Here is a 17990-nt window from a genome sequence, read left to right as displayed (position 1 = left end):
AATCGCTAGCCTGAGCAGCATGGCATCTGCGCACACAAAGAAGAAACGCCCTGGTGAAATCATGCGGACACTCGCGATGGGGCTCTGGCTCCCCGCGATCTTCCTGGCCGGACTGCTCTTCTCCTTTCTGCTGGCCTTCCACAACCCGACGCCGCACCACATCGAAGTCGCAGTCGCCGCCCCGCCGGCCACGACAGCGCAGCTGCAGTCCCAACTCGACACGGCCATCCCGGGCGGCTTCACCCTCCAGCCGGTCGATACCGCGGCCGAGGCACGCTCGGCGGTCCTGAACCACGACGCGGTGGCGGCATTCATGCCGGCTCCGCACCATCCCCAGCTGTACGGCGCCAAGGCGGACGGCCCCGCCATGGAATCCATCATTCGCGAGGTCTTCACCTCCGCAGCTCAGAAGCCCGGCACCACCCTCGCCTTTCACGAGCTGGTCTCGACAAGGCCGGGAGACGGCCTGGGCATCAGCCCGCTGTACCTTCTGATGGCCTGCACTCTCCCCGCCTACTTCCTGGTGGTCGCCATGCAGCGCGCGGTGGGCTTCAGCCGTCGAGCACATGTGGCCACGATGGTCGGAGGCGGCGCCGTCGCCGCCCTCGCCTGTTACCTCACGGGTGCCTACGGGATGGATGCGATCCCGCAGCATCCGCTCGCGCTGCTGTACTTGTTCCTGCTGACGCAGGCCGTGTCACTGACCTCGTACGGGTTCGTGCCCTTTCTCGGCCCGTTCTTCCCAGGGGCCGCCGTCACGCTGTTTGTCCTGCTCGGAGTGCCTTCCAGTGGCGGCACCGTCCCCGTCGACCTACTCAATGGCTTTTTCCGCTTCCTCCACCCCGTCCTGCCTATGGGCAATGCCGCCGATGCTCTGCGCCTCGTCGACTACTTCGACGGCCGGCAACTGGGCCGACCCACCGCGGTGCTCTGCGCCTGGATCGCGACAGGCGCCGCTCTCATCGTGCTCGGGTACCTCAAGCAACTACGGCAGCTCGTGCGCGAGGCACAGGCAGGCATGACGGGATACGTCCCCGCGCCTCCCGCGGAAGATCCCACCGTGGAGCTACCCGAGCCGGTCGCTCTCCCCCCGCACCGACACCATTTCGGCGAGCAACTACCGATACTGACCGGGAGAGTAAGCGGTCTTGCCGGAGAACCACTGCCGGCTACGATCACGGTCACCGACCCGCACGGCCGCCAACTCGTCCGCACCCGTACGGACCAGAACGGCGAGTACGCAGCCACCGGCTTCCACGACGGGTTCGCCATCGTCGTCGCCGGCGCCCCCGGCCGGCAGCCGGCCGCCTCACGCCTACTGCTCAGCCCTGCCACACCCGTGAACCAGGACTTCATCCTTACGGCTGGCCAACAGGCCGTTCCGGGATATGCCCGCTGAGCCCTTGGCCGACGGCCGGCCCCGCACCTCGAAACAGCCGCCTTGCCGTGTGTCAGTAGTCGCCCACGGCCTTAGGCCGAGGTCGATGGCATCTACGCACCCAAGTGAAAACACTCTCCTGAAGCGGTACCGGGCCCTCAAGCGCTGATCGGTCGCCACGCGCCTCCCGATCCCCGCGGCTTCCCGGGAGCGGCAACTCCGGCCTCGGGACCGGGCCGGCGATGAACGCGCACGACCGTGCACCGGGGTTGCGCGACTTGTCGTACCTGAGGTGTAGAAGTGTGGCGTGGCCGCTGAGACGACCTGGGCGCAGGTGCTCGCCTGGAGGCTGAGACGGCAGTTCGTCGAGCCCGCGGGCGGCGGCGACGCGGTGGCGATCGCCCGGCGGCTGTGCGGGGTGCAGGCGCAGGTCGCCTCGTCGGCGGCGCTGGCCGTGGCCGTACGGCAGGCGAGCCCGCGTCCGGGAGAGATCGAGGACGCCCTGTGGCGTGACCGCACGCTGGTCAAGACCTGGACGATGCGCAGCACGCTCCATCTCCTGCCCGCCGACGAGTTCCCCGCCTACCGCGCAACCCTCGGGGCGCTCCGGTTCTGGGAGAAGGCCTCCTGGCAGCGCGGTCACGGGGTGTCCGCCGGGGAGATCGAGGCCGTCGTGGACGCGGTTCCGCGCGCGTTGTCCGGTCGGGTGCTGACCCGCGAGGAACTGGTCGAGGCGGTCATCGAGGTGACCGGGGACGCTCATCTGCGCGAGGCCCTCACGTCCGGCTGGGGCGCGCTGCTCAAGCCGCTCAGCTTCCTGGGCGAGCTGTGTTACGGCCCGCCGCGTGACCGGAGGGTCACCTTCACCACCCCGGCCGACTGGCTTCCGGGCGGTCGAGGGGAGGTGCTCTCGCCGGAGGAAGGGGGAGTGCGGGTGCTCCGCGCGTTCCTCGGCGCCCACGGCCCGGCCACCCCCCGGATGTTCGACGCCTGGCTGCTGCGCGGCGTCACACCGAAGGCCGTGCTGCGCGGGTGGTTCGGGGAACTCGAGGGTGAGCTCGCGCAGGTCGAGGTGGACGGCATGCCCGCCGTGCTGCCGGCGGAGCTTCTCGACGACCTGCTGGCCTGCCCGCCGTCGGCGGACGTACATCTGCTGCCCGGCTTCGACCAGTTCATCCTGGGTGCGCCGCGCGACCTGGAACCGCTCCTGCCGACGTCCGCGCGGCCCAAGGTGAGCCGGGCGGCGGGGTGGATCTCGCCCGTGGTGGTCTACCGGGGCCGGGTGGCGGGGGTGTGGGAGGCCAAGGAGGGGCGTCCCGTCGTCGAGCTCTTCGAACCGGTGCCGGAGCACCTCCTGGCCGCGGAGACCGACCGCGTCACCACGCTCCTCGACGGGCTGTAGCCCGCGGCCGGGGTCGCGGCCGGTCAGGTCACCTCCTTGCGGAGCAGGCGGACCAGGCCCGCGGCCATGGGGATGACGATCCAGAAGACGGCCGACGTGGCGAGCCGGGCTCCCTCACCCCAGGTCATGTCGCCACTGGTCAGCGGAGCACATGTGGTGTTGAGGTCGAGCCACTCGGCGAGAGCGGCGCCGACCGGGCCGAGCCTGCCGACGACGGCCCACAGGACCGGCGTCGTCAGGCTGATCACGATCGCGGCGGGTGCGTTGAGGAGCAGCGCGCCGAGGGCGAGGCCCTGCGCGGCCACGAGCACGTTCACTCCGGTCCAGCCGAGCAGCCAGATCGGCTGGACGTCCCAATCGGCGGGAATGCCGCCGACCTCGGCCACGACGGCCGTGACCGGCACCGCGACCAGCATGGCGAACAGTGAGAGCGCCACCGCCGCGACCAGGGGCGGCACGCTCTTGGCGGCGAGGACGCGATGGCGGCGCGGTTCGAGCACGAAGGTGGTCAGCGCCATGCGGTGCGTCCACTCGCCGGTCATGGTGAGGATGGCGAGCACCGGGAGCAGGGTGCCGAGGGCGATCCCGGCGGTGCCTGCCAGGGTCTGCGGCTTCGGCCCGACGACGGCGCCGCGCGCGACGACCGACGCGACCACCAGGCCGACCATGACCAAAGTGATGATCATTCCGCTGCGGGTGTCGACGAGCTTGCGGGCTTCGACCGCAAGCAGCCTGCGGAACGGGATCGGCCGGTCGGCGTTCGCTGTGCCGTTCACTGTGGCGTTCGCTGTGGCGTCCAACGTGTCGTCTTCCGTGACGGGGCTCGGCGTGGCCCGCGTGATGTCGTGGGGGTGGTGGCCGGCGCGGGTCATGCGGCGCCCCGGCCCGCGTCGACGCCCGGGAACGTGCCGGTGCCCGGGCTCCGGTCGGTGTGCGCGGTCAGTTCGAGGAAGGTCTGTTCGAGGCCGCGGCCCCGGCTCAGCTCCTCGACCGTGCCCTGGGCGAGCACCCGTCCACGGCCGATCATCACGATGCGGTCCGCCACCTGTTCCACCTCGTGCAGCAGGTGCGAGCTGAGCAGCACGGCGCATCCGGAGTCCGCGAGGTGGCGCAGCAGCAGGCGCATCCAGTGGATGCCCTGAGGGTCGAGACCGTTGGCGGGTTCGTCCAGGATGAGCACCTCGGGATCGCCCAGCAGGGCGTGCGCGATGCCGAGCCGCTGCCGCATCCCGAGTGAGTAGCCGCCGATCCTCCGCCGGCTCTCCCGTTCGGTCAGGCCCACCAGGTCGAGCACCTCGCCGACCCGCGTCCTCGGCAGTCCGAGGGTCATCGCGCCGAGGGTCAGGACCTCCCTGCCGGTGCGGCCCGGGTGCCGGGCCCCCGCGTCGAGCAGGGTGCCGGCCCGCAGGCCCGGGCAGGCCATCTCGGCGTACGGCAGGCCGAGCACGGTCGCCGAACCGGAGGAGGGCCGAGAGAGCCCCACCAGCACGCGCAGGGCCGTCGACTTCCCGGCGCCGTTGGGCCCGAGGAAGCCGGTGACGCTCCCGGGCCCGACGGCGAAGGTCACGTCGTCGAGCGCCCGCACCTTCCCGTAGATCTTGCTGACGTGTCTGAACTCGATCATGCCACTCAGTCCACCGCGCGGGCGGGCGCCGCCGCATCGGACCGGGGGTCGGTGCGTCTCGACGCGGGGCGCGGCCTTTCGCGTCTCGGCGATACCCGCGGCTGTCCACAGGTCGACCCAGGTCGCTAAAACCTGTCCGGTGCGGTCCATAAGCTGTGGGGCTGTGCACGGCCGACCGGACTACCAGCCACCCCTGGACAGGTGGGGTGTCGCGCTGCGTTACCTGTGTGCCGTGGTGCCGATGCTCTTCAACGGCATCGTGCTGGCCTGGCTCGTCTTCCGGGACGGCGACCGTCTTCCGCAGGTGCTGATCGACACGACGCTCGGCCTGACCGGGCTGGTCCTGATGGGGTGGCGGCGCCGGTGGCCGTGGCAGATCGCTCTGGCGACCGCCCTGCTGACCACGGTCTCGTCCACGGCGACCGGCCCCGCGTACGTCGCGTACGTGTCCCTGGTGACCCATCGCCGGTGGAGCCGGACGATCCCGATCGCGGCCGCGTACGTGGTGTCCCTGCTGGTCGGCGGGTCTCTGGGCGGCATCGACCAGGCCACGGTCGTCTCCTCGGTGACGGGGCTGACGATTCTCGGCGGGCTGACCGTGTTCGGCCTCTACCTGCGCGGACGCCGCGATCTGGAGCTGTCGCTGCGCGAGCGGGCGCGGGCCGCCGAGCGTGAGCAGCGGCACCGCATCGACCAGGCACGGCTGGCGGAACGCGTCAAGATCGCCCAGGAGATGCACGACGTGCTCGCGCACCGGATCTCCCTGCTGGCGATGCTGGCCGGCGGCCTGGCCTACCGGACCGACCTCGGCCCGGAGCAGACGCGCGAGGCCGCGCTGGCCATCCAGGAGAACGCGCACCAGTCGCTCAACGAGCTGCGCACGGTGCTGCGCACGCTCCGCGACGACGGCGCCGTGGAGGCGCCGCAGCCCGGCCTGAGCCATCTGGAGGCGTTGTTCGGTGAGGTCCGCGCCGCCGGCCAGCGAGTCGAGGTGGACGACAGCATCGACGGCCGGGAGTCGCTGCCCGCGCACACGGGCCGGCACGCCTACCGGATCGTGCAGGAGGCGCTGACCAACGCGCGCAAGCACGCCCCGGGCGCGAGGGTCACCGCCGATCTCGGCGGCCGGGCGGGGGAGGGCCTGCGGATCCGGGTGACGAACCCCACCCGGCCCGGCTCGGCCCCCGGTCCCGGCGGCAGGCTCGGCCTGGTGGGCCTGGCGGAGCGGACGAGGATGGCCGGCGGCACCTTCAGCCATACGATCCAGGACGGGCGCTTCATCCTTGATGTCCGATTGCCATGGGAGGCTGCGGATCGTGACCCGGCTGGTGATAGTGGATGACGACGCGATGGTGCGGACCGGGCTGCGTCTGATCCTCGGCGGCGAACCCGACTTCGACATCGTCGGGGAGGCCGAAGACGGGCTGCGCGCGATGGACGTGATCCGCGACCTGCGTCCCGACGTGGTGCTGCTGGACATCCGGATGCCCAACCAGGACGGGCTGACGACCACCGAGCTGCTGCGGGCCCAGCCCGGCCCGCCGCGGATCCTCGTGCTCACCACGTTCGACGCCGACGACATGGTGCTGCGGGCCCTGCGGCTCGGCGCCGACGGTTTCCTGCTGAAGGACACGCCGCCGCCCCGGATGATCGAGGCGGTCCGCGCCGTGGCGACGGGGGAGCCGGTGCTGTCTCCGAGCGTCGCCCGGCAGGTGATCGCCGCGGCGACCGGCGGGCCGGGACCGGCACTCCCGCAGGCGAGGCAGGAGCTGGGCCGGCTCACCGAGCGCGAACTCGAGGTCGCGGTCGAGGTGGCGCACGGCAGGTCGAACGCCGAAATCGCCGAACGTCTCTACATGAGCGTCGCCACCGTGAAGGCGAACATCACCAGGATCTTCGCCAAGCTCGGCACCGACAACCGCGTCCAGGTGGCGATGAAGGTGCGCGACGCCGGTCTCCTGTGAGCGCACCCCTCGACCGCCGGTTCGGCTGTGACTGCCCGCTCCCGCGCCCGCCGTCCGGCTGCGCCGGTCCGCGACGTCGGCGTCGGGGTGGCGGCAGGGTGCGCGGCCAGTGACTGGGACGGCGACCGGGAAGCCGGGCCGGCGATCAGTCCAGCCAGGCGGCAGGGGAGGGCAGGTGCCGGTCGAGTTCGTCCCACAGACCCGCCGGGATCGGGAGGGTGGCGAGGCGCACCGTCTCCTCGATCCGCTCGGGCTCCGAGACGCCGACGATGGTGGACGTCACCCGGGGGTCGCGCAGCGAGAACTGCAGCGCGGCGGCGGCGAGTGGCACGCCGTGCTCGTCGCAGGCCCGTCGCATGGCGCGGACCGCGTCCCTGACGGCCTCGCCGGTGTCCCGGTAGGCGTAGCGGGGCTGGGCGTCGGGTCCCTTGACCAGCATCCCGCCCCCGTACGGCGCGCCGTTGACGAAGGCGACGCCGCGATCGCGGGCCTCGTCAAGCAGCGGATCGGCCTCGCGGTTGACCAGCGTCCAGCGGTTGTGGCTGATCACGGCGTCGAACGCGCCGGTCGCGACGTAGTCGCGCAGCAGGCCGATCGGGCCGCCCGCGATGCCGATGTGGCCGGCGACGCCGGCGTCCCGCAGCGCCACCAGCGCCTCCACCGCCCCGCCGGGGCCCATGGCCTCCTCGAACGTGATGTGGAATTCGGGGTCGTGCAGGTACAGCAGCGGCACGCGATCGACGCCGAGCCGCTCCAGGCTCTCCTCGGCCGACCGGCGCACGCGCTCGCCGGAGAAGTCGCCGGTGTCGGGGTCCGCGTCGACCTTGGTGGCCAGGACGAACCCGGAGGGGACGCCGCCGCGCTGCCGGACCACGGCGCCGATGCGCCGTTCCGCGCTGCCGCCGCCGTAGCTGTTCGAGGTGTCGAGGAAGTTGAACGGCCCGTCGAACACGGCTTCCACCGTGGCCCGCGCGCGCTGCTCGCCGACCTCGTAGCCGTACAGTCCCGGCATGCTCGCCAGGGGACTGGTGCCGACGCAGATCGGGGTCACCGCCAGGCCGGTGCGTCCGAACGGCCGGCGCACCGAAGGGCCGGGGACCGGCAGGTCGTCGAGGGGCATCAGGGGTGTCCTTCCGTCAGGAGCCGTCGCCCTGACCGGGCGCCAGCCGGGCCACGGCCGCCGAGGCGAGCCGGTGTCCTTCCGCCAGCCGGGCCAGCACCGTGTCGGTCGCGGCGTCGGGCCGGGTCTCCTCCGGATGGGCGGACCGCCAGGCGTGCAGCCGCCTGGCCCCTTCCGCCCAGGTCACGACCGGCCGGAACGACGGGACGAACCGCCTGATCTTCGTGGTGTCGAACAACGCGGTGTGCTGGAGGTCGCCGACGATCAGGTCGGACCAGAACCAGTCCGGCGCGACGACCGGCAGGAACTCCGCGGGCAGGTGGAGGAGCCGGGCAGGCGCCGCGGCCGTCCGCCCGATGACCTCGTAGATCTCGTTCCAGGTCAGCGCCTCGTCGGAGGTGATGTGGAAGTCCTCGCCGACCGCCTGCCAGGCGCCGATCAGACCGACGAGGCCGACGGCGAAGTCGTCCGCGTGCGTGAGGGTCCACAGGTTGGTGCCGTCGCCGGGCACCACGATCTCGTCGCCGCGTGCGACCCGGTCCCACGCCGTCCAGTCGCCGGGCAGCGGCGGGTGCGCGTCGTCATAGGTGTGCGAGGGGCGGACGATCGTGACGGGGAAGTCGCGCTCGTCGTAGGCGCGGCGCAGGACGTCCTCGGCCGCGATCTTGTCCCGGGCGTACGCGAGGTAGGGGTTGCGGCGTGTGGTCGACTCCGTGAACGGCGCCCGCCGCACCGGCTTGTGGTAGATGGAGGCGCTGCTGATGTAGATGTACTGGGCGGTGTGGCCGTCCAGCAGGTCCACGGCCGCCGCGGTGTCCTCGGCGGTGAAGCCGAGGAAGTCGACGACGCAGTCGTACGTCGTCCCGGCCAGGGCGCGGCGCAGCGCGTCGCGGTCCCGCACGTCGGCGGTGAGCGACGTGACGCCCTCGGGCAGGGGACGGCGCCGGGCGGTGGTGCCCCGGTTGAGCACGTGGACGTCAAGGCCCCGGCGCACCGACTCGGCCACACAGGCCGAGCTGATCGTTCCGGTGCCGCCGATGTAGAGGACCTTCACGCGGACTCCGAATCGTGTGGCGGTTGACGGGCCGTGCCGCACCCGGTCGTGCGGGTGCCGGCCGGCCCAAAACTTTCGGGGAAATTGTGAAAATTGTCGGGTTCGGCAGCAACTTAGGACGCGACGTCGTCCCACGTCAAGAGCGCCTGCCACCCCACACCTCGGGGCCGGTCCGCCGCCGGCGACGCCGTCTCGCCGTCATCCGGAAAGAGATCGTGTCGCGTCCTTCAGGCGGCCAGGAGCTCGCGGATGCGAGCGGCATACGCGCGGGGGTGGGTGGTGTTGCCGTTGTGCCCGCCCGGGAATTCCCGCGCCTCGACCCCGAGGAGCGTGGCGAGCTCCCGCGCGCACCGGTAGTCGAAGACGTGCCGGGGCGTGGTGCGGCCGAAGGCCGGGATGACGCGGACCGGGGTGTCCCCGAGCGCGGCGACGTCCAGCGTGTCGCGGGCGATCGCGGTGAAGTCGTTGCGGATGAAGAAGTCGAAGCCGGCCCGCCGCCGGTCGTCCAGCGGATGCGGGGTCAGCCCGGGCTCGGTGTCCTGGGCGACGGGGTCGATCCCCAGCGTCTCCGCGATCTCGACGAACGCGTCGGCGAGCCCGCGCTCACGATAAAGGCGCTGCAGGTCCTCCAGCTCCCGCACGTGACGGGCGCGTTCGGAGGCGCGCAGGAGCCCCGGGGTCACCGGCTCGTGTGCGATCAGGGTGCCGAGCTGTCCGGGATGCTCGACGGCGAGGTGCAACCCGATGGCCGCGCCGAAGCTGCATCCGAGCATGTGCGCCGGCCGGTCGGTCACGGCGGAGAGCAGGCGGTGGACATCGTCCACGTGGTCGGCCATGGTCGCGCCGCGGCCGGGGTCGTCGAGGCTGCTGCGCGACAGGCCGCGCCGGTCGTAGGTGACGACGGTGTGGTCCCCGGCGAGGTGGCGGACCAGGTCGGTGGTGCGGTCCGCGTCGCCCTCGCCGCTCTGTGAGATGAGGAGCACGGGCCCGGCGCCGTGCATCTCGTAGTAGATGGCGGCGCCGTTGGTGCGGAGCATGCCGTTCATGAGGTCGTCCTCTCGGATCGGGTGATCCGGACGATATTCCATCCAATCCGATGCATCAAATCTGATGTATTGTGGAGTGATGAACGGAGTCGACCTCTTCCTGCTCGGCAGGACCCTCATGAAGATCGGCGAAGAGGCCATGCCGGTCGCGGACATCGCGCCGTCGGGTGCGACGCAGGCCGTCGGCGTCCGGACCGTGCTGGTGGTCGTCGCCGACCTGCGCGCTCATCCGGAGACCTCCGTCGGGGAGATCGCGGCTCGCACGGGGCTGCCGCAGAGCGCGGTGTCGGGGGCCGTCGCCCGGCTCAAGGAGGCCGGGGCGGTCGTGACGGCCCCTGATCCGGCCGACCGCCGCCGGGTCCTGATCAGGCACGCGCCCGGGCGGCCGGCGCGCGTGGAGGCGGTGCGGGCGGCCGGGATCGAGGAGCCCCTCGCGGCGGCTCTGGGCACCGGCGACCCGACGCAGGTCGCCGAGGTCGTCGCGGCGCTCGAGTTCCTCGCCCGCCGTCTCGCGCCGGGATCGGCCGCCCGCCGTCCCTGAGCCCGGGGACCGCCCGGATCGGCTCCGGGTTCAGAGGGACACCGGCACCTCGGCGTCTCCGGGCTCGTCGAGAGTGAAGGTGACGGACCGGCCGCCGGCCGTGACCTCGTACTCGCCGAGGAAGCCGTCGAACCGCACGCGGCCGTCCGCGTCGGTGACCATCGTCGTCGGAGGCAGCCACCACTCGCCCTTGACGAGGGAGTGCAGGGCGTCGTACGACGGCTTGGGGGTGCCGTCGGCGCGGACGAAACCTCCCGGCGCGCCGAGCCAGCCACCGTCCGACAGGCCCCAGTACGTCATGGCCTCCACGGCCGGGTGGGACAGCAGGGTCTTGTAGTGCCGGACGACCTCGTCGGCCTGGCGGGCCTCGCCCTCGGGCGTGGTCGGCCACTCGGGGATCTGGTAGTCGTTCAGGTCGACGATCTCCTCCGGCATGATGTGGCCGGAGACGATCGTCGTCTCGGTGAAGTGGATGGGCAGGCCGTACCGCGCGAAACGGTCGATCGTGGCGAGCGTCTTCTCCTCGCCCCAGTAGCCCTGGTGCATGTGGCTCTGCAGGCCGAGTACGTCGATCTTGATGCCCGCCTCCAGCACGCCCTCGATCAGGCACTCGTACGCCGCGGACATGTCGAAGTCGTTGAGCAGCAGCGTGGCGTGGGGATTGGCCTCGCGGGCCGCGTCGAAGACCATCCGGACCATCGGGATCCGGCCCATCTCCCGGCAGATCCGGGTGATGCCGTTGTCGTACTTGTCGAAGATCGGCATGATCACGGCTTCGTTGATGACGTCCCACATGTCGATGACGCCGGCGAAGTCCGTCATGTCGCGCCGGATCCGCTCCACCTGGGCCTTGGCGATCTCGGCGTTCGACAGATCCATCAGCCAGTCGGCGGTCTCGGTGTGCCAGGCGAGCGGGTGCCCCTTGACCGGGACGCCCCTGTCGGCGAACCACCGCGCCGTGGTGAGGAGCCGCTCGGTGTGCGGCCGGCCCCGGACCGGCTCGAACTGCCCCCAGTAGAAGGGCAGCGTGGCGAAGTTGAACAGGTCGAACCACAGGTCGGCGACCTGCTGGGACCCGGCCGCAGGGGCCTCGCCGAGCGACCGTCGCCCATCGGCGTCCGCCGTGGTCTCGCCGTTGGCCAGGGGGATGAAGTCGAACCCGATGCAGCCGAACAGGAACTTGTGCCGGCGCTGCGCGACGACGACCTCCTGACCGGCGAGGGGCGTGCCGTTCGCGGTCACGGTGAGCGTCGCGCCGGCGGTGCGGTGCTTCCTGATCAGCGGGTCGGGGGCGACGGCACCGGAGTCGGAAGCGAGGTGGGACGACATCGAGCGGCCTCCAGGGATCTCAAGGCGGAGAAGTCCCCTCCGGGAGCCTCTTCGCCCCGGCCGGAGAGGTCTGTGATCTCGAGCACATTAGCGCTCGTGACGCACGAAAGTGCACAGACATCTCCTTTGGCGCGATCAACGGCGGAAGCGGCGCGTTCAGCGGATGAAATGGGTGAAGCGGTCAGCGGGCTCGCCGCGCAGCCGTCCCTCGGGCAGCCGGCGGCCGCACAGGACCAGCACCAGGTCCTGCGCCGCGCCGGACAACGGGGTGCCCGTTCCGAGCGACCAGTCGACGTCGTCGGCGCGCAGTTCGACGCCGTCCAGGTCGACGCCGAAATACCTGCGGCTCCGCGGGGACAGCGCGTTGCCGAGCAGGACGCGCAGACGATCGCCGGGCACCCGCCGGTCGATCCCGAGCGCCACGGTGATGTCCATGCCGTGGATGACGTCGTGCGAGAGCGCGCCCGCGTAGCCGCCGCCCGGAGGCCGCCAAGGATGCTCGGCGTTGTCCCGCAGGCACGCGGTCAGCTCTCGCGGGCCGAGCGCCGCCGCGTCGCGGCGGGCGAGGCGGTCGGCCAGCCGGTCGAAGTTCCCCCGGGCCCTGACGAGACCGGCCAGCACGCTCGGCCCGGAGTGCCGGTAGGGCATCGTCATGTGGGCCACCACCTCCCGCACCCGCCACCCCGCGCACAGCGAGGGCGCGTCCCACGACCGCGGCGGCAGCTCGCTCAGCAGGTCGGCCAGTTCGCGGCGTTCCGCCGCGATCTGCTGCCGGATGTCGGTGTCCATTCGTTCGTCGCCCTTCCGGTCGTGTCCGTCCGTACGCCCCACCGACGAACGGGCCCGCGCCGGATGGACACCCTCCGCACCCGCACTCGGATTGCGTGACGCGCATCTTGTGCGTGCCACGCAATATCCCGTAGGGTCGCCGCGTGAACGACGACGACGATGACGACAGGGACCTTCGGGCGCGCAACAAGCAGGCCACCCGGGAGGCGATCGGCCGGGCCGCGCTGCGCCTGGCCATCGAGCGGGGTCCCCACGGGCTCGCCCTCGTCCGGGTCCACGACATCGCCACGGCGGCGGGCGTGTCGCCCCGCACCTACAACAACTACTTCTCCAGCAGGGAGGAGGCGATCTGCGCCTTCCAGGCCGACCAGTCCAGGCGCGCCGGGCGGGCGCTGCGGTCGCGGCCCGCCGGCGAGCCGCTGGACCAGGCAGTCACCGCGGCCGTGATCGGGCTCTACGCCGACCCCGAGCCCGACAAGGCGGGCCTGCTAATGATCATGATGACGCCCGAGCTGGAGGGTGAGGCGCTCAAGGCGTTCAGCATGGCGGAGGGGCCGCTCGCCGAGGCGATCGCGGCGCGCACCGGCACCGACCTCGCCCGCGACGTGTACCCCGCCGTCATGGCCGCCGCGGTCACCGGCGCCGTCCGAGTGGCGGGACGGCACTGGCTCGAACCGGGGAACACCGAGTCGTTCGCCGCCGTCCTGCGCCGCGCCCTGTCCTGCGTCTTCTCCGCCCAGCCGCCCGAGCCGCCGGAGCCGCCGATGCCACCCGAGCCCCCGGAGCCACCCGTGCCGCCCGCACCCTCTGTGCCGCCGGCGCCGCCGGTGCCTCGCGGGATCTCTGAACGTCAGGAAAGGAACAGCGGGAAATGAACGGCAAGGGCATCAACTTCGACACCGGCTTCGCGGACGCGGCCGCCCGCGCCGCCGGGCGCAGCACCCGGGAGCCCTTCGACCTCGACGTGGTCGAACGGGAGATGCGCGTCATCCGCGAGGACCTGCACTGCACCGCCGTACGGATCACGGGCGGCGACCCCGGACGGCTCAAGGCCGCGGCCACCCGCGCCGCCGAGGCCGGCCTGGACGTGTGGTTGTGCCCGTTCACCTGCGACATCACCACCGCCGAGCTGCTCGCGGTGATCGCCGACTGTGCCGAGCACGCCGAGCGGCTGCGCCGCGAGGGCGCGGAGGTCGTGCTGGCCACCGGCTCGGAGGTGAGCCTGTTCACCGACGGGTTCCTGCCCGGCGCCACATTCGGGGACCGGATGCCCCTGCTGGCCCGGCCGGAGGCCCTGCGCGAGGTGCTCCCCCTGCTGCCCGGCCGCGTCAACGCCTTCCTCCGTGAGGCGGTCGCGGTCGCCCGCGAGCGGTTCGGCGGCCGGATCGGCTACTGCTCGATCCCCTTCGAACAGGTGGACTGGACGCCCTTCGACGTCATCGCCACCGACGCCGGTTATCGGTCGGCGGTCACCGCGGCCCACTATCGGGACAACATCCGCGCCTTCGTCGCCCGAGGGAAGGCACAGGGCAAGCCGGTGGCGATCACCGAGTTCGGGTGCGTCACCCACCGCGGCGCGGCCGACCTGGGCGAGCGCGGCGACTCGATCGTCAAGTGGGGTGAGGACGGCGCTGCGGCCGGCCTGATCGGCGACCACGTCCGCGACGAGCACGAGCAGGCGGCCTACCTGCGTGAGGTGCTGGGGATCCTCGACGAGGAGGGAGTGGACGCCGCCTTCTGGTACACCTTCGCCCGATACGACCTGCCCCACCGGGACGACCCCCGTGAGGACCTCGACATGGCGAGTTGCGGCGTGGTGAAGGTGCTGGAGCGCCGTCCGGGCACGGCCTACCCCGGCATGCCCTGGGAACCGAAGGCCGCGTTCACGGCCCTGGCGGACTGCTATCGAACCTGACGTCGGCTCCGTCAGCCGAGGGCGGCGAGGCGGCGGGCGAGGTAGCGGCGCTCGGCGTCGGTGGCGGCCAGGCCGGCCGCCTCCCGGTAGGCGTCGGCGGCCTCCGCCGTACGGCCCAGGCGGCGCAGCAGGTCGGCGCGGGCGGCGGGCAGCAGATGGTAGCCGGCCAGGGCGCCCGTCTCCCGCAGGGCGTCGACCAGCGCCAGGCCCGCGGCGGGGCCGTACGCCATGCCGACCGCCACCGCGCGGTTCAGCTCCACGACGGGCGAGGGGACCAGCCGGGAGAGCCGCGCGTACAGCACGGCGATCTGCGCCCAGTCGGTGTCCTCGGGGCGGGCCGCGGTGGCGTGGCAGGCGGCGATGGCGGCCTGCACCTGGTAAGGGCCGGGCCGTCCCCGCCGCAGCGTGCCGTCCAGCAGGGCCACGCCCTCGGCGATCTGCCCGGCGTCCCACCGGCCGCGCTCCTGGTCCTCCAGCACCACCAGGTCGCCGGCCTCGTCGAGGCGGGCGGCGCGGCGCGCGTGGTGCAGCAGCATCAGCGCGAGCAGGCCCGCCGCCTCCGGCTCGTCCGGCATCAGCCGCACCAGCACCCGGGCCAGCCGGATCGCCTCGTCCGCGAGGTCGTGCCGCACGAGGTCGGCGCCGGCCGTCGCCGAGTAGCCCTCGTTGAACAGCAGATACAGCACGGCGAGCACCGCCGGGAGGCGCTCGGGCAGCAGGTGGGCGGGCGGCACCCGGTAGGGGATGCCCGCATGCCTGATCTTCTGCTTGGCCCGGGCCAGCCGCTTGGCCATCGCCTGCTCCCCGACCAGGAACGCCCGCGCGATCTCGGTCGTGCCGAGCCCGGCGAGGGTGCGCAGGGTCAGCGCCACCCTGGCCTCCAGCGCGAGCGCCGGATGGCAGCACGTGAAGATCAGCCGCAACCGGTCGTCCGGCACGTCCGGCTCGTCGCCGCCGGCGTCGTCCTCAATCCTGAGCACGCCCGCCACCTCCCGCAGTTTGGCGGCGCCGGTGGCCTCCCGGCGCAGCAGGTCCACGGCCCGGTTGCGCGCGGCCGTGGTCAGCCACGCCCCGGGCCGGCGCGGCACGCCGTCGCGCCGCCAGGTTCGCAGGGCCAGGGCGAAGGCGTCCTGCGCGCACTCCTCTGCCAGGTCCCAGTCGCCCGTCCAGCGGATGAGGGTGGCCACGACCTGCCCCCACTCCTCCCGGAAGGCCCGGTCGACGGCGGCCTCGACCGGCGGTGTCACAGGTCGATGAGCGGACGGATCTCGATCGTGCCGTACGCCGCGGCGGGGTGGGCGGCGGCGATCTCGATGGCGTCGTCCAGGTCGGGGCACTCGATCAGGCAGAACCCGCCGAGTTGCTCCTTGGTCTCGGCGAACGGCCCGTCCGACAGCAGCACCTCGCCCTCGCGGACCCGCAGCGTGGTGGCGTCGCTCGGCGGGCGCAGCCCGGCCCCTCCCCGGAGCACGCCGCGCTCCGCCATCTTCTCCGACCACCCGCCGCACCCTTCGTCGGCGTGCTCCGCCGCCGACTCGTCGCCGCAGATCAGCAGCACGTACTTCATGCGTCCTCCTCGGGCTGGAATCCCATCATGTCCCTACGACGAACGGCGACGGCCGTGATGGACGCTTCCAAGGGATTCGCGCGATGTCGTGGGCGTTCTCCACCATGATCTGTTCCTGCCGATCGTCGGAGGGAGAGCGGCATCGACCGGACCCGCCCCTTCCACCTCCCGCCCCTTCCACCTCCCGCGCCGGCTCGCCTCGTGACGGCGTACGGGGAACCGGGCGGCGGGGACGGGTCGTTGGCAGCGGTGAACGATCCGCGACCGAGGGAGTGACCGGTGTTCCGCAAGCTGATGGCCGCGCTCGGGGCCGGCGTGGAGGTCGACACGGTGCTGCGCGACCCGAATGTGCGTCCGGGGGAGACCCTGTACGGCGAGGTCCGCTTCAGGGGCGGGTCGTCCGACCACAAGGTGGACGGGATCACCGTCGACTTCACCGCCGTCGTGGAGGTCGAGCACGGCGACCAGGAACACCACGCGACCTACAGCTTCCTGCGGGCGCCGGTGTCCGGGCCGTTCGACCTGCGGGCGGGGGAGGCCCGCGCGCTGCCGTTCGCGATCCCGGTGCCGTGGGAGACGCCGGTCAGCGCGGTCGGCGGGCGCCCGCTGCCCGGCATGCGGCTCGGCGTGGCCACCGAGCTGGCGCTCGCGGGCGCGCTCGACAAGGGCGACCTCGACCCGCTGCACGTCAACCCGCTGCCCGCGCAGGACCACCTGCTCGGGGCGCTCGTCCACATGGGCTTCCACTTCAAGCGGGCCGACCTGGAGCGCGGCACCCTCCGGGGCTCGACCATGCCGTTCTACCAGGAGATCGAGTATCACGCCGGGCCGGAATGGCGTCGCCACTTCAGCGAGCTGGAGCTGACCTTCATCGCCGGACCGCACTCGATGGACGTGATCCTGGAGGCCGACAAGAGGGGTGGTTTCCTCACCTCCAGCCGCGACGTCTACAACCGGTTCCGCGTCGGGTACGGCGACCACCCCGGCCGGGTGGAGCAGGCGCTGCGCGACGGCCTCGCCGCCATGGCCCGGCACCGCGGCTGGTTCTGACCCCGGTCAGGAAAAGGGGCCCCCGGACGCCGGGCGTCTCGTGCTCCGGTCAGCCGGCGCGATGCCGGACGATGTCGGCCGGGCGTTGGTCGTGCCGGTGGCCGTCGAGGACGGCGTGGTGGTCCACGCCGTCGCGAGGCAGCGGATCGGCGTGCACGATGGCGGCCGTCAGCCGGGGGATGGCGTGGATCAGGTTGTGCTCGGCCTCGGCCGCGACCCGATGGGCCTCCACCACCGTGGCGGCCGAGTCGACGACGACCTCGCACTCGGCCCTGAGCCGGTGGCCGATCCAGCGCAGCCGCACCTGGCCCAGGCCGAGCACGCCGGGCGTGCCTCGCAGGGTCGCCTCGGCGCGGTCCACCAGAACGGGGTCGACGGCGTCCATCAGCCGCCGATACACCTCCCGCGCCGCCTGCCGCAGCACCATCAGGATCGCGACCGTGATGAGCAGGCCGACGGCGGGGTCGGCCCAGGTCCAGCCGAGGGCCGCCCCTCCGGCTCCGGCGAGCACGGCCAGTGAGGTGAAGCCGTCGGTGCGGGCGTGCAGCCCGTCGGCGACGAGGGCGGCCGAGCCGATCTCACGTCCGACCCGGATGCGGTGGCGGGCGACCAGCTCGTTCCCGGCGAAGCCCACGAGCGCCGCCGCCGCGACGGCCCCCAGGTGGGAGACCTCTCGCGGCTCCAGGAGCCGCCCGATCGCGGCGTACGCCGCGGCGATGGAGGAGGCGGCGATCGTCACGACGATGACGACACCGGCCAGGTCCTCGGCCCGTCCGTAGCCGTAGGTGTAGCGGCGGTTGGGCGGACGGCGGCCGAGCAGGAACGCGATCCCGAGCGGCACGGCGGTCAGGGCGTCGGCCGCGTTGTGCAGGGTGTCGCCCAGCAGCGCCACCGACCCCGACAGGGCCACCACGGCCGCCTGGACCAGCGTGGTCGCGCCGAGAACGGCCAGCGACACCCACAGCGCTCGCATCCCCCGGGCGGACGACTCCATCACCGGATCGATCCTGTCGGCGTGCTCGTGCGAGTGAGGGCGCAGCAGGTGCGCCACCCGCGCGCGAAGCGCCGCCACACCTCGCCCATGCCCGTGCCGGTCGCCGTGCCCGTGCCCATGCCCATGCCCATGGCCGTGCTCGTGCTCATGCCCGTGCTCATGGCCGTGGCCGTGGCCGTGCTCATGCCCGGGGGTGGCCGGTCGCTGGCTCATGACA

Annotated in this window: 18 protein-coding genes; 8 read left to right on the top strand and 10 right to left on the bottom strand. The window is 72.5% G+C overall.

All coding sequences use genetic code 11. The annotated features are described in order from the left end of the window. Positions 1-19 precede the first annotated feature (19 nt). Together ACIBK1_RS11105 and ACIBK1_RS11100 are read left to right on the top strand one after the other, a co-directional pair. Positions 20-1399: a carboxypeptidase regulatory-like domain-containing protein gene (locus ACIBK1_RS11105; protein WP_396734089.1), complete on the top strand. Its 1380-nt coding sequence runs from the start codon at positions 20-22 to the stop codon at positions 1397-1399. Positions 1400-1685: 286 nt separating this feature from the next. Next, on the top strand, positions 1686-2780 hold the full coding sequence (locus ACIBK1_RS11100; RefSeq protein ID WP_396734086.1) for a winged helix DNA-binding domain-containing protein: 1095 nt from the start codon (positions 1686-1688) through the stop codon (positions 2778-2780). 23 nt (positions 2781-2803) lie between these two features. Here ACIBK1_RS11100 and ACIBK1_RS11095 read toward each other — a convergent pair whose 3' ends face one another. Both ACIBK1_RS11095 and ACIBK1_RS11090 read right to left on the bottom strand, forming a co-directional pair. After that, positions 2804-3652 (bottom strand): ABC transporter permease, encoded by an 849-nt coding sequence (locus ACIBK1_RS11095; protein ID WP_396734083.1) that lies wholly within the window; start codon positions 3650-3652, stop codon positions 2804-2806. Then, entirely contained in the window at positions 3649-4404 is a 756-nt protein-coding gene (locus tag ACIBK1_RS11090) for an ABC transporter ATP-binding protein (RefSeq protein WP_076434508.1), read from the bottom strand. The genes ACIBK1_RS11095 and ACIBK1_RS11090 overlap by 4 nt, the downstream gene beginning before the upstream one ends. A 163-nt stretch (positions 4405-4567) precedes the next feature. Between ACIBK1_RS11090 and ACIBK1_RS11085 the strand changes: the two genes are divergently transcribed. Both ACIBK1_RS11085 and ACIBK1_RS11080 read left to right on the top strand, forming a co-directional pair. Beyond that, on the top strand, positions 4568-5746 hold the full coding sequence (locus tag ACIBK1_RS11085; protein ID WP_396734080.1) for a sensor histidine kinase: 1179 nt from the start codon (positions 4568-4570) through the stop codon (positions 5744-5746). Then, the gene (locus ACIBK1_RS11080) at positions 5721-6368 is read left to right on the top strand and encodes a response regulator (protein ID WP_231513712.1); all 648 of its coding nucleotides are present in this window, start codon (positions 5721-5723) and stop codon (positions 6366-6368) included. Before ACIBK1_RS11085 ends, ACIBK1_RS11080 begins: the two co-directional genes overlap by 26 nt. A gap of 145 nt (positions 6369-6513) precedes the next feature. On the opposite strand, the gene ACIBK1_RS11075 is transcribed toward ACIBK1_RS11080, so the two are convergent. From ACIBK1_RS11075 to ACIBK1_RS11065, 3 genes are all read right to left on the bottom strand, one after another. After that, a complete protein-coding gene (locus ACIBK1_RS11075; RefSeq protein WP_051761172.1) occupies positions 6514-7488 on the bottom strand; it encodes an aldo/keto reductase in 975 nt (324 codons plus the stop codon). A gap of 16 nt (positions 7489-7504) precedes the next feature. Next, the gene (locus ACIBK1_RS11070; RefSeq protein WP_063754528.1) at positions 7505-8542 is read right to left on the bottom strand and encodes an NAD-dependent epimerase/dehydratase family protein; all 1038 of its coding nucleotides are present in this window, start codon (positions 8540-8542) and stop codon (positions 7505-7507) included. Positions 8543-8769: 227 nt separating this feature from the next. Further along, complete coding sequence (locus tag ACIBK1_RS11065) at positions 8770-9588, bottom strand: alpha/beta fold hydrolase (protein ID WP_396734077.1); 819 nt, start codon at positions 9586-9588, stop codon at positions 8770-8772. A 79-nt stretch (positions 9589-9667) separates the two neighbouring features. Here ACIBK1_RS11065 and ACIBK1_RS11060 point away from each other — a divergent pair, with 79 nt between their 5' ends. Further along, the gene (locus ACIBK1_RS11060; RefSeq protein WP_030505608.1) at positions 9668-10129 is read left to right on the top strand and encodes a MarR family winged helix-turn-helix transcriptional regulator; all 462 of its coding nucleotides are present in this window, start codon (positions 9668-9670) and stop codon (positions 10127-10129) included. A gap of 30 nt (positions 10130-10159) precedes the next feature. Here ACIBK1_RS11060 and ACIBK1_RS11055 read toward each other — a convergent pair whose 3' ends face one another. Together ACIBK1_RS11055 and ACIBK1_RS11050 are read right to left on the bottom strand one after the other, a co-directional pair. After that, positions 10160-11458, bottom strand: coding sequence for an endo-1,4-beta-xylanase (locus ACIBK1_RS11055; protein ID WP_396734073.1), 1299 nt, complete (start codon positions 11456-11458; stop codon positions 10160-10162). A gap of 156 nt (positions 11459-11614) precedes the next feature. Then, complete coding sequence (locus ACIBK1_RS11050) at positions 11615-12247, bottom strand: maleylpyruvate isomerase family mycothiol-dependent enzyme (RefSeq protein WP_363533338.1); 633 nt, start codon at positions 12245-12247, stop codon at positions 11615-11617. A 143-nt stretch (positions 12248-12390) separates the two neighbouring features. On the opposite strand from ACIBK1_RS11050, the gene ACIBK1_RS11045 reads away from it, so the two are divergent. Both ACIBK1_RS11045 and ACIBK1_RS11040 read left to right on the top strand, forming a co-directional pair. Then, positions 12391-13122 (top strand): TetR/AcrR family transcriptional regulator, encoded by a 732-nt coding sequence (locus ACIBK1_RS11045; RefSeq protein WP_396734070.1) that lies wholly within the window; start codon positions 12391-12393, stop codon positions 13120-13122. Beyond that, the gene (locus ACIBK1_RS11040; protein ID WP_396734067.1) at positions 13119-14162 is read left to right on the top strand and encodes a hypothetical protein; all 1044 of its coding nucleotides are present in this window, start codon (positions 13119-13121) and stop codon (positions 14160-14162) included. Before ACIBK1_RS11045 ends, ACIBK1_RS11040 begins: the two co-directional genes overlap by 4 nt. Before the next feature lie 11 nt (positions 14163-14173). Here ACIBK1_RS11040 and ACIBK1_RS11035 read toward each other — a convergent pair whose 3' ends face one another. Further along, positions 14174-15409 (bottom strand): RNA polymerase sigma factor, encoded by a 1236-nt coding sequence (locus ACIBK1_RS11035; protein WP_030505603.1) that lies wholly within the window; start codon positions 15407-15409, stop codon positions 14174-14176. Then, positions 15406-15729, bottom strand: a complete 324-nt coding sequence (locus ACIBK1_RS11030) for a YciI family protein (RefSeq protein WP_030505602.1) — start codon at positions 15727-15729, stop codon at positions 15406-15408. The genes ACIBK1_RS11035 and ACIBK1_RS11030 overlap by 4 nt, the downstream gene beginning before the upstream one ends. Before the next feature lie 279 nt (positions 15730-16008). On the opposite strand from ACIBK1_RS11030, the gene ACIBK1_RS11025 reads away from it, so the two are divergent. After that, entirely contained in the window at positions 16009-16779 is a 771-nt protein-coding gene (locus ACIBK1_RS11025) for a sporulation protein (protein WP_231513710.1), read from the top strand. A 49-nt stretch (positions 16780-16828) separates the two neighbouring features. Here the strand turns inward: ACIBK1_RS11025 and ACIBK1_RS11020 are convergent, their stop codons facing one another. After that, positions 16829-17986: a cation diffusion facilitator family transporter gene (locus ACIBK1_RS11020; RefSeq protein ID WP_396734064.1), complete on the bottom strand. Its 1158-nt coding sequence runs from the start codon at positions 17984-17986 to the stop codon at positions 16829-16831. Between the last annotated feature and the right edge of the window lie 4 nt (positions 17987-17990).

The organism is Microbispora rosea (assembly GCF_044460045.1).
In the GTDB taxonomy this organism is placed as follows: Bacteria; Actinomycetota; Actinomycetes; order Streptosporangiales; family Streptosporangiaceae; genus Microbispora; species Microbispora rosea.
The sequence above is the reverse complement of the archived record's forward strand: the minus strand, read 5'-3'. Positions and strand labels throughout refer to the sequence as shown.

Coding starts and splice junctions, on each gene's coding strand:
- ACIBK1_RS11105 (WP_396734089.1), top strand. CDS start 20: ATGGCATCTGCGCACACAAAGAAGAAACGCCCTGGTGAAATCATGCGG.
- ACIBK1_RS11095 (WP_396734083.1), bottom strand. CDS start 3,652: ATGACCCGCGCCGGCCACCACCCCCACGACATCACGCGGGCCACGCCG.
- ACIBK1_RS11090 (WP_076434508.1), bottom strand. CDS start 4,404: ATGATCGAGTTCAGACACGTCAGCAAGATCTACGGGAAGGTGCGGGCG.
- ACIBK1_RS11075 (WP_051761172.1), bottom strand. CDS start 7,488: ATGCCCCTCGACGACCTGCCGGTCCCCGGCCCTTCGGTGCGCCGGCCG.
- ACIBK1_RS11065 (WP_396734077.1), bottom strand. CDS start 9,588: ATGAACGGCATGCTCCGCACCAACGGCGCCGCCATCTACTACGAGATG.
- ACIBK1_RS11060 (WP_030505608.1), top strand. CDS start 9,668: ATGAACGGAGTCGACCTCTTCCTGCTCGGCAGGACCCTCATGAAGATC.
- ACIBK1_RS11055 (WP_396734073.1), bottom strand. CDS start 11,458: ATGTCGTCCCACCTCGCTTCCGACTCCGGTGCCGTCGCCCCCGACCCG.
- ACIBK1_RS11050 (WP_363533338.1), bottom strand. CDS start 12,247: ATGGACACCGACATCCGGCAGCAGATCGCGGCGGAACGCCGCGAACTG.
- ACIBK1_RS11040 (WP_396734067.1), top strand. CDS start 13,119: ATGAACGGCAAGGGCATCAACTTCGACACCGGCTTCGCGGACGCGGCC.
- ACIBK1_RS11030 (WP_030505602.1), bottom strand. CDS start 15,729: ATGAAGTACGTGCTGCTGATCTGCGGCGACGAGTCGGCGGCGGAGCAC.
- ACIBK1_RS11020 (WP_396734064.1), bottom strand. CDS start 17,986: ATGAGCCAGCGACCGGCCACCCCCGGGCATGAGCACGGCCACGGCCAC.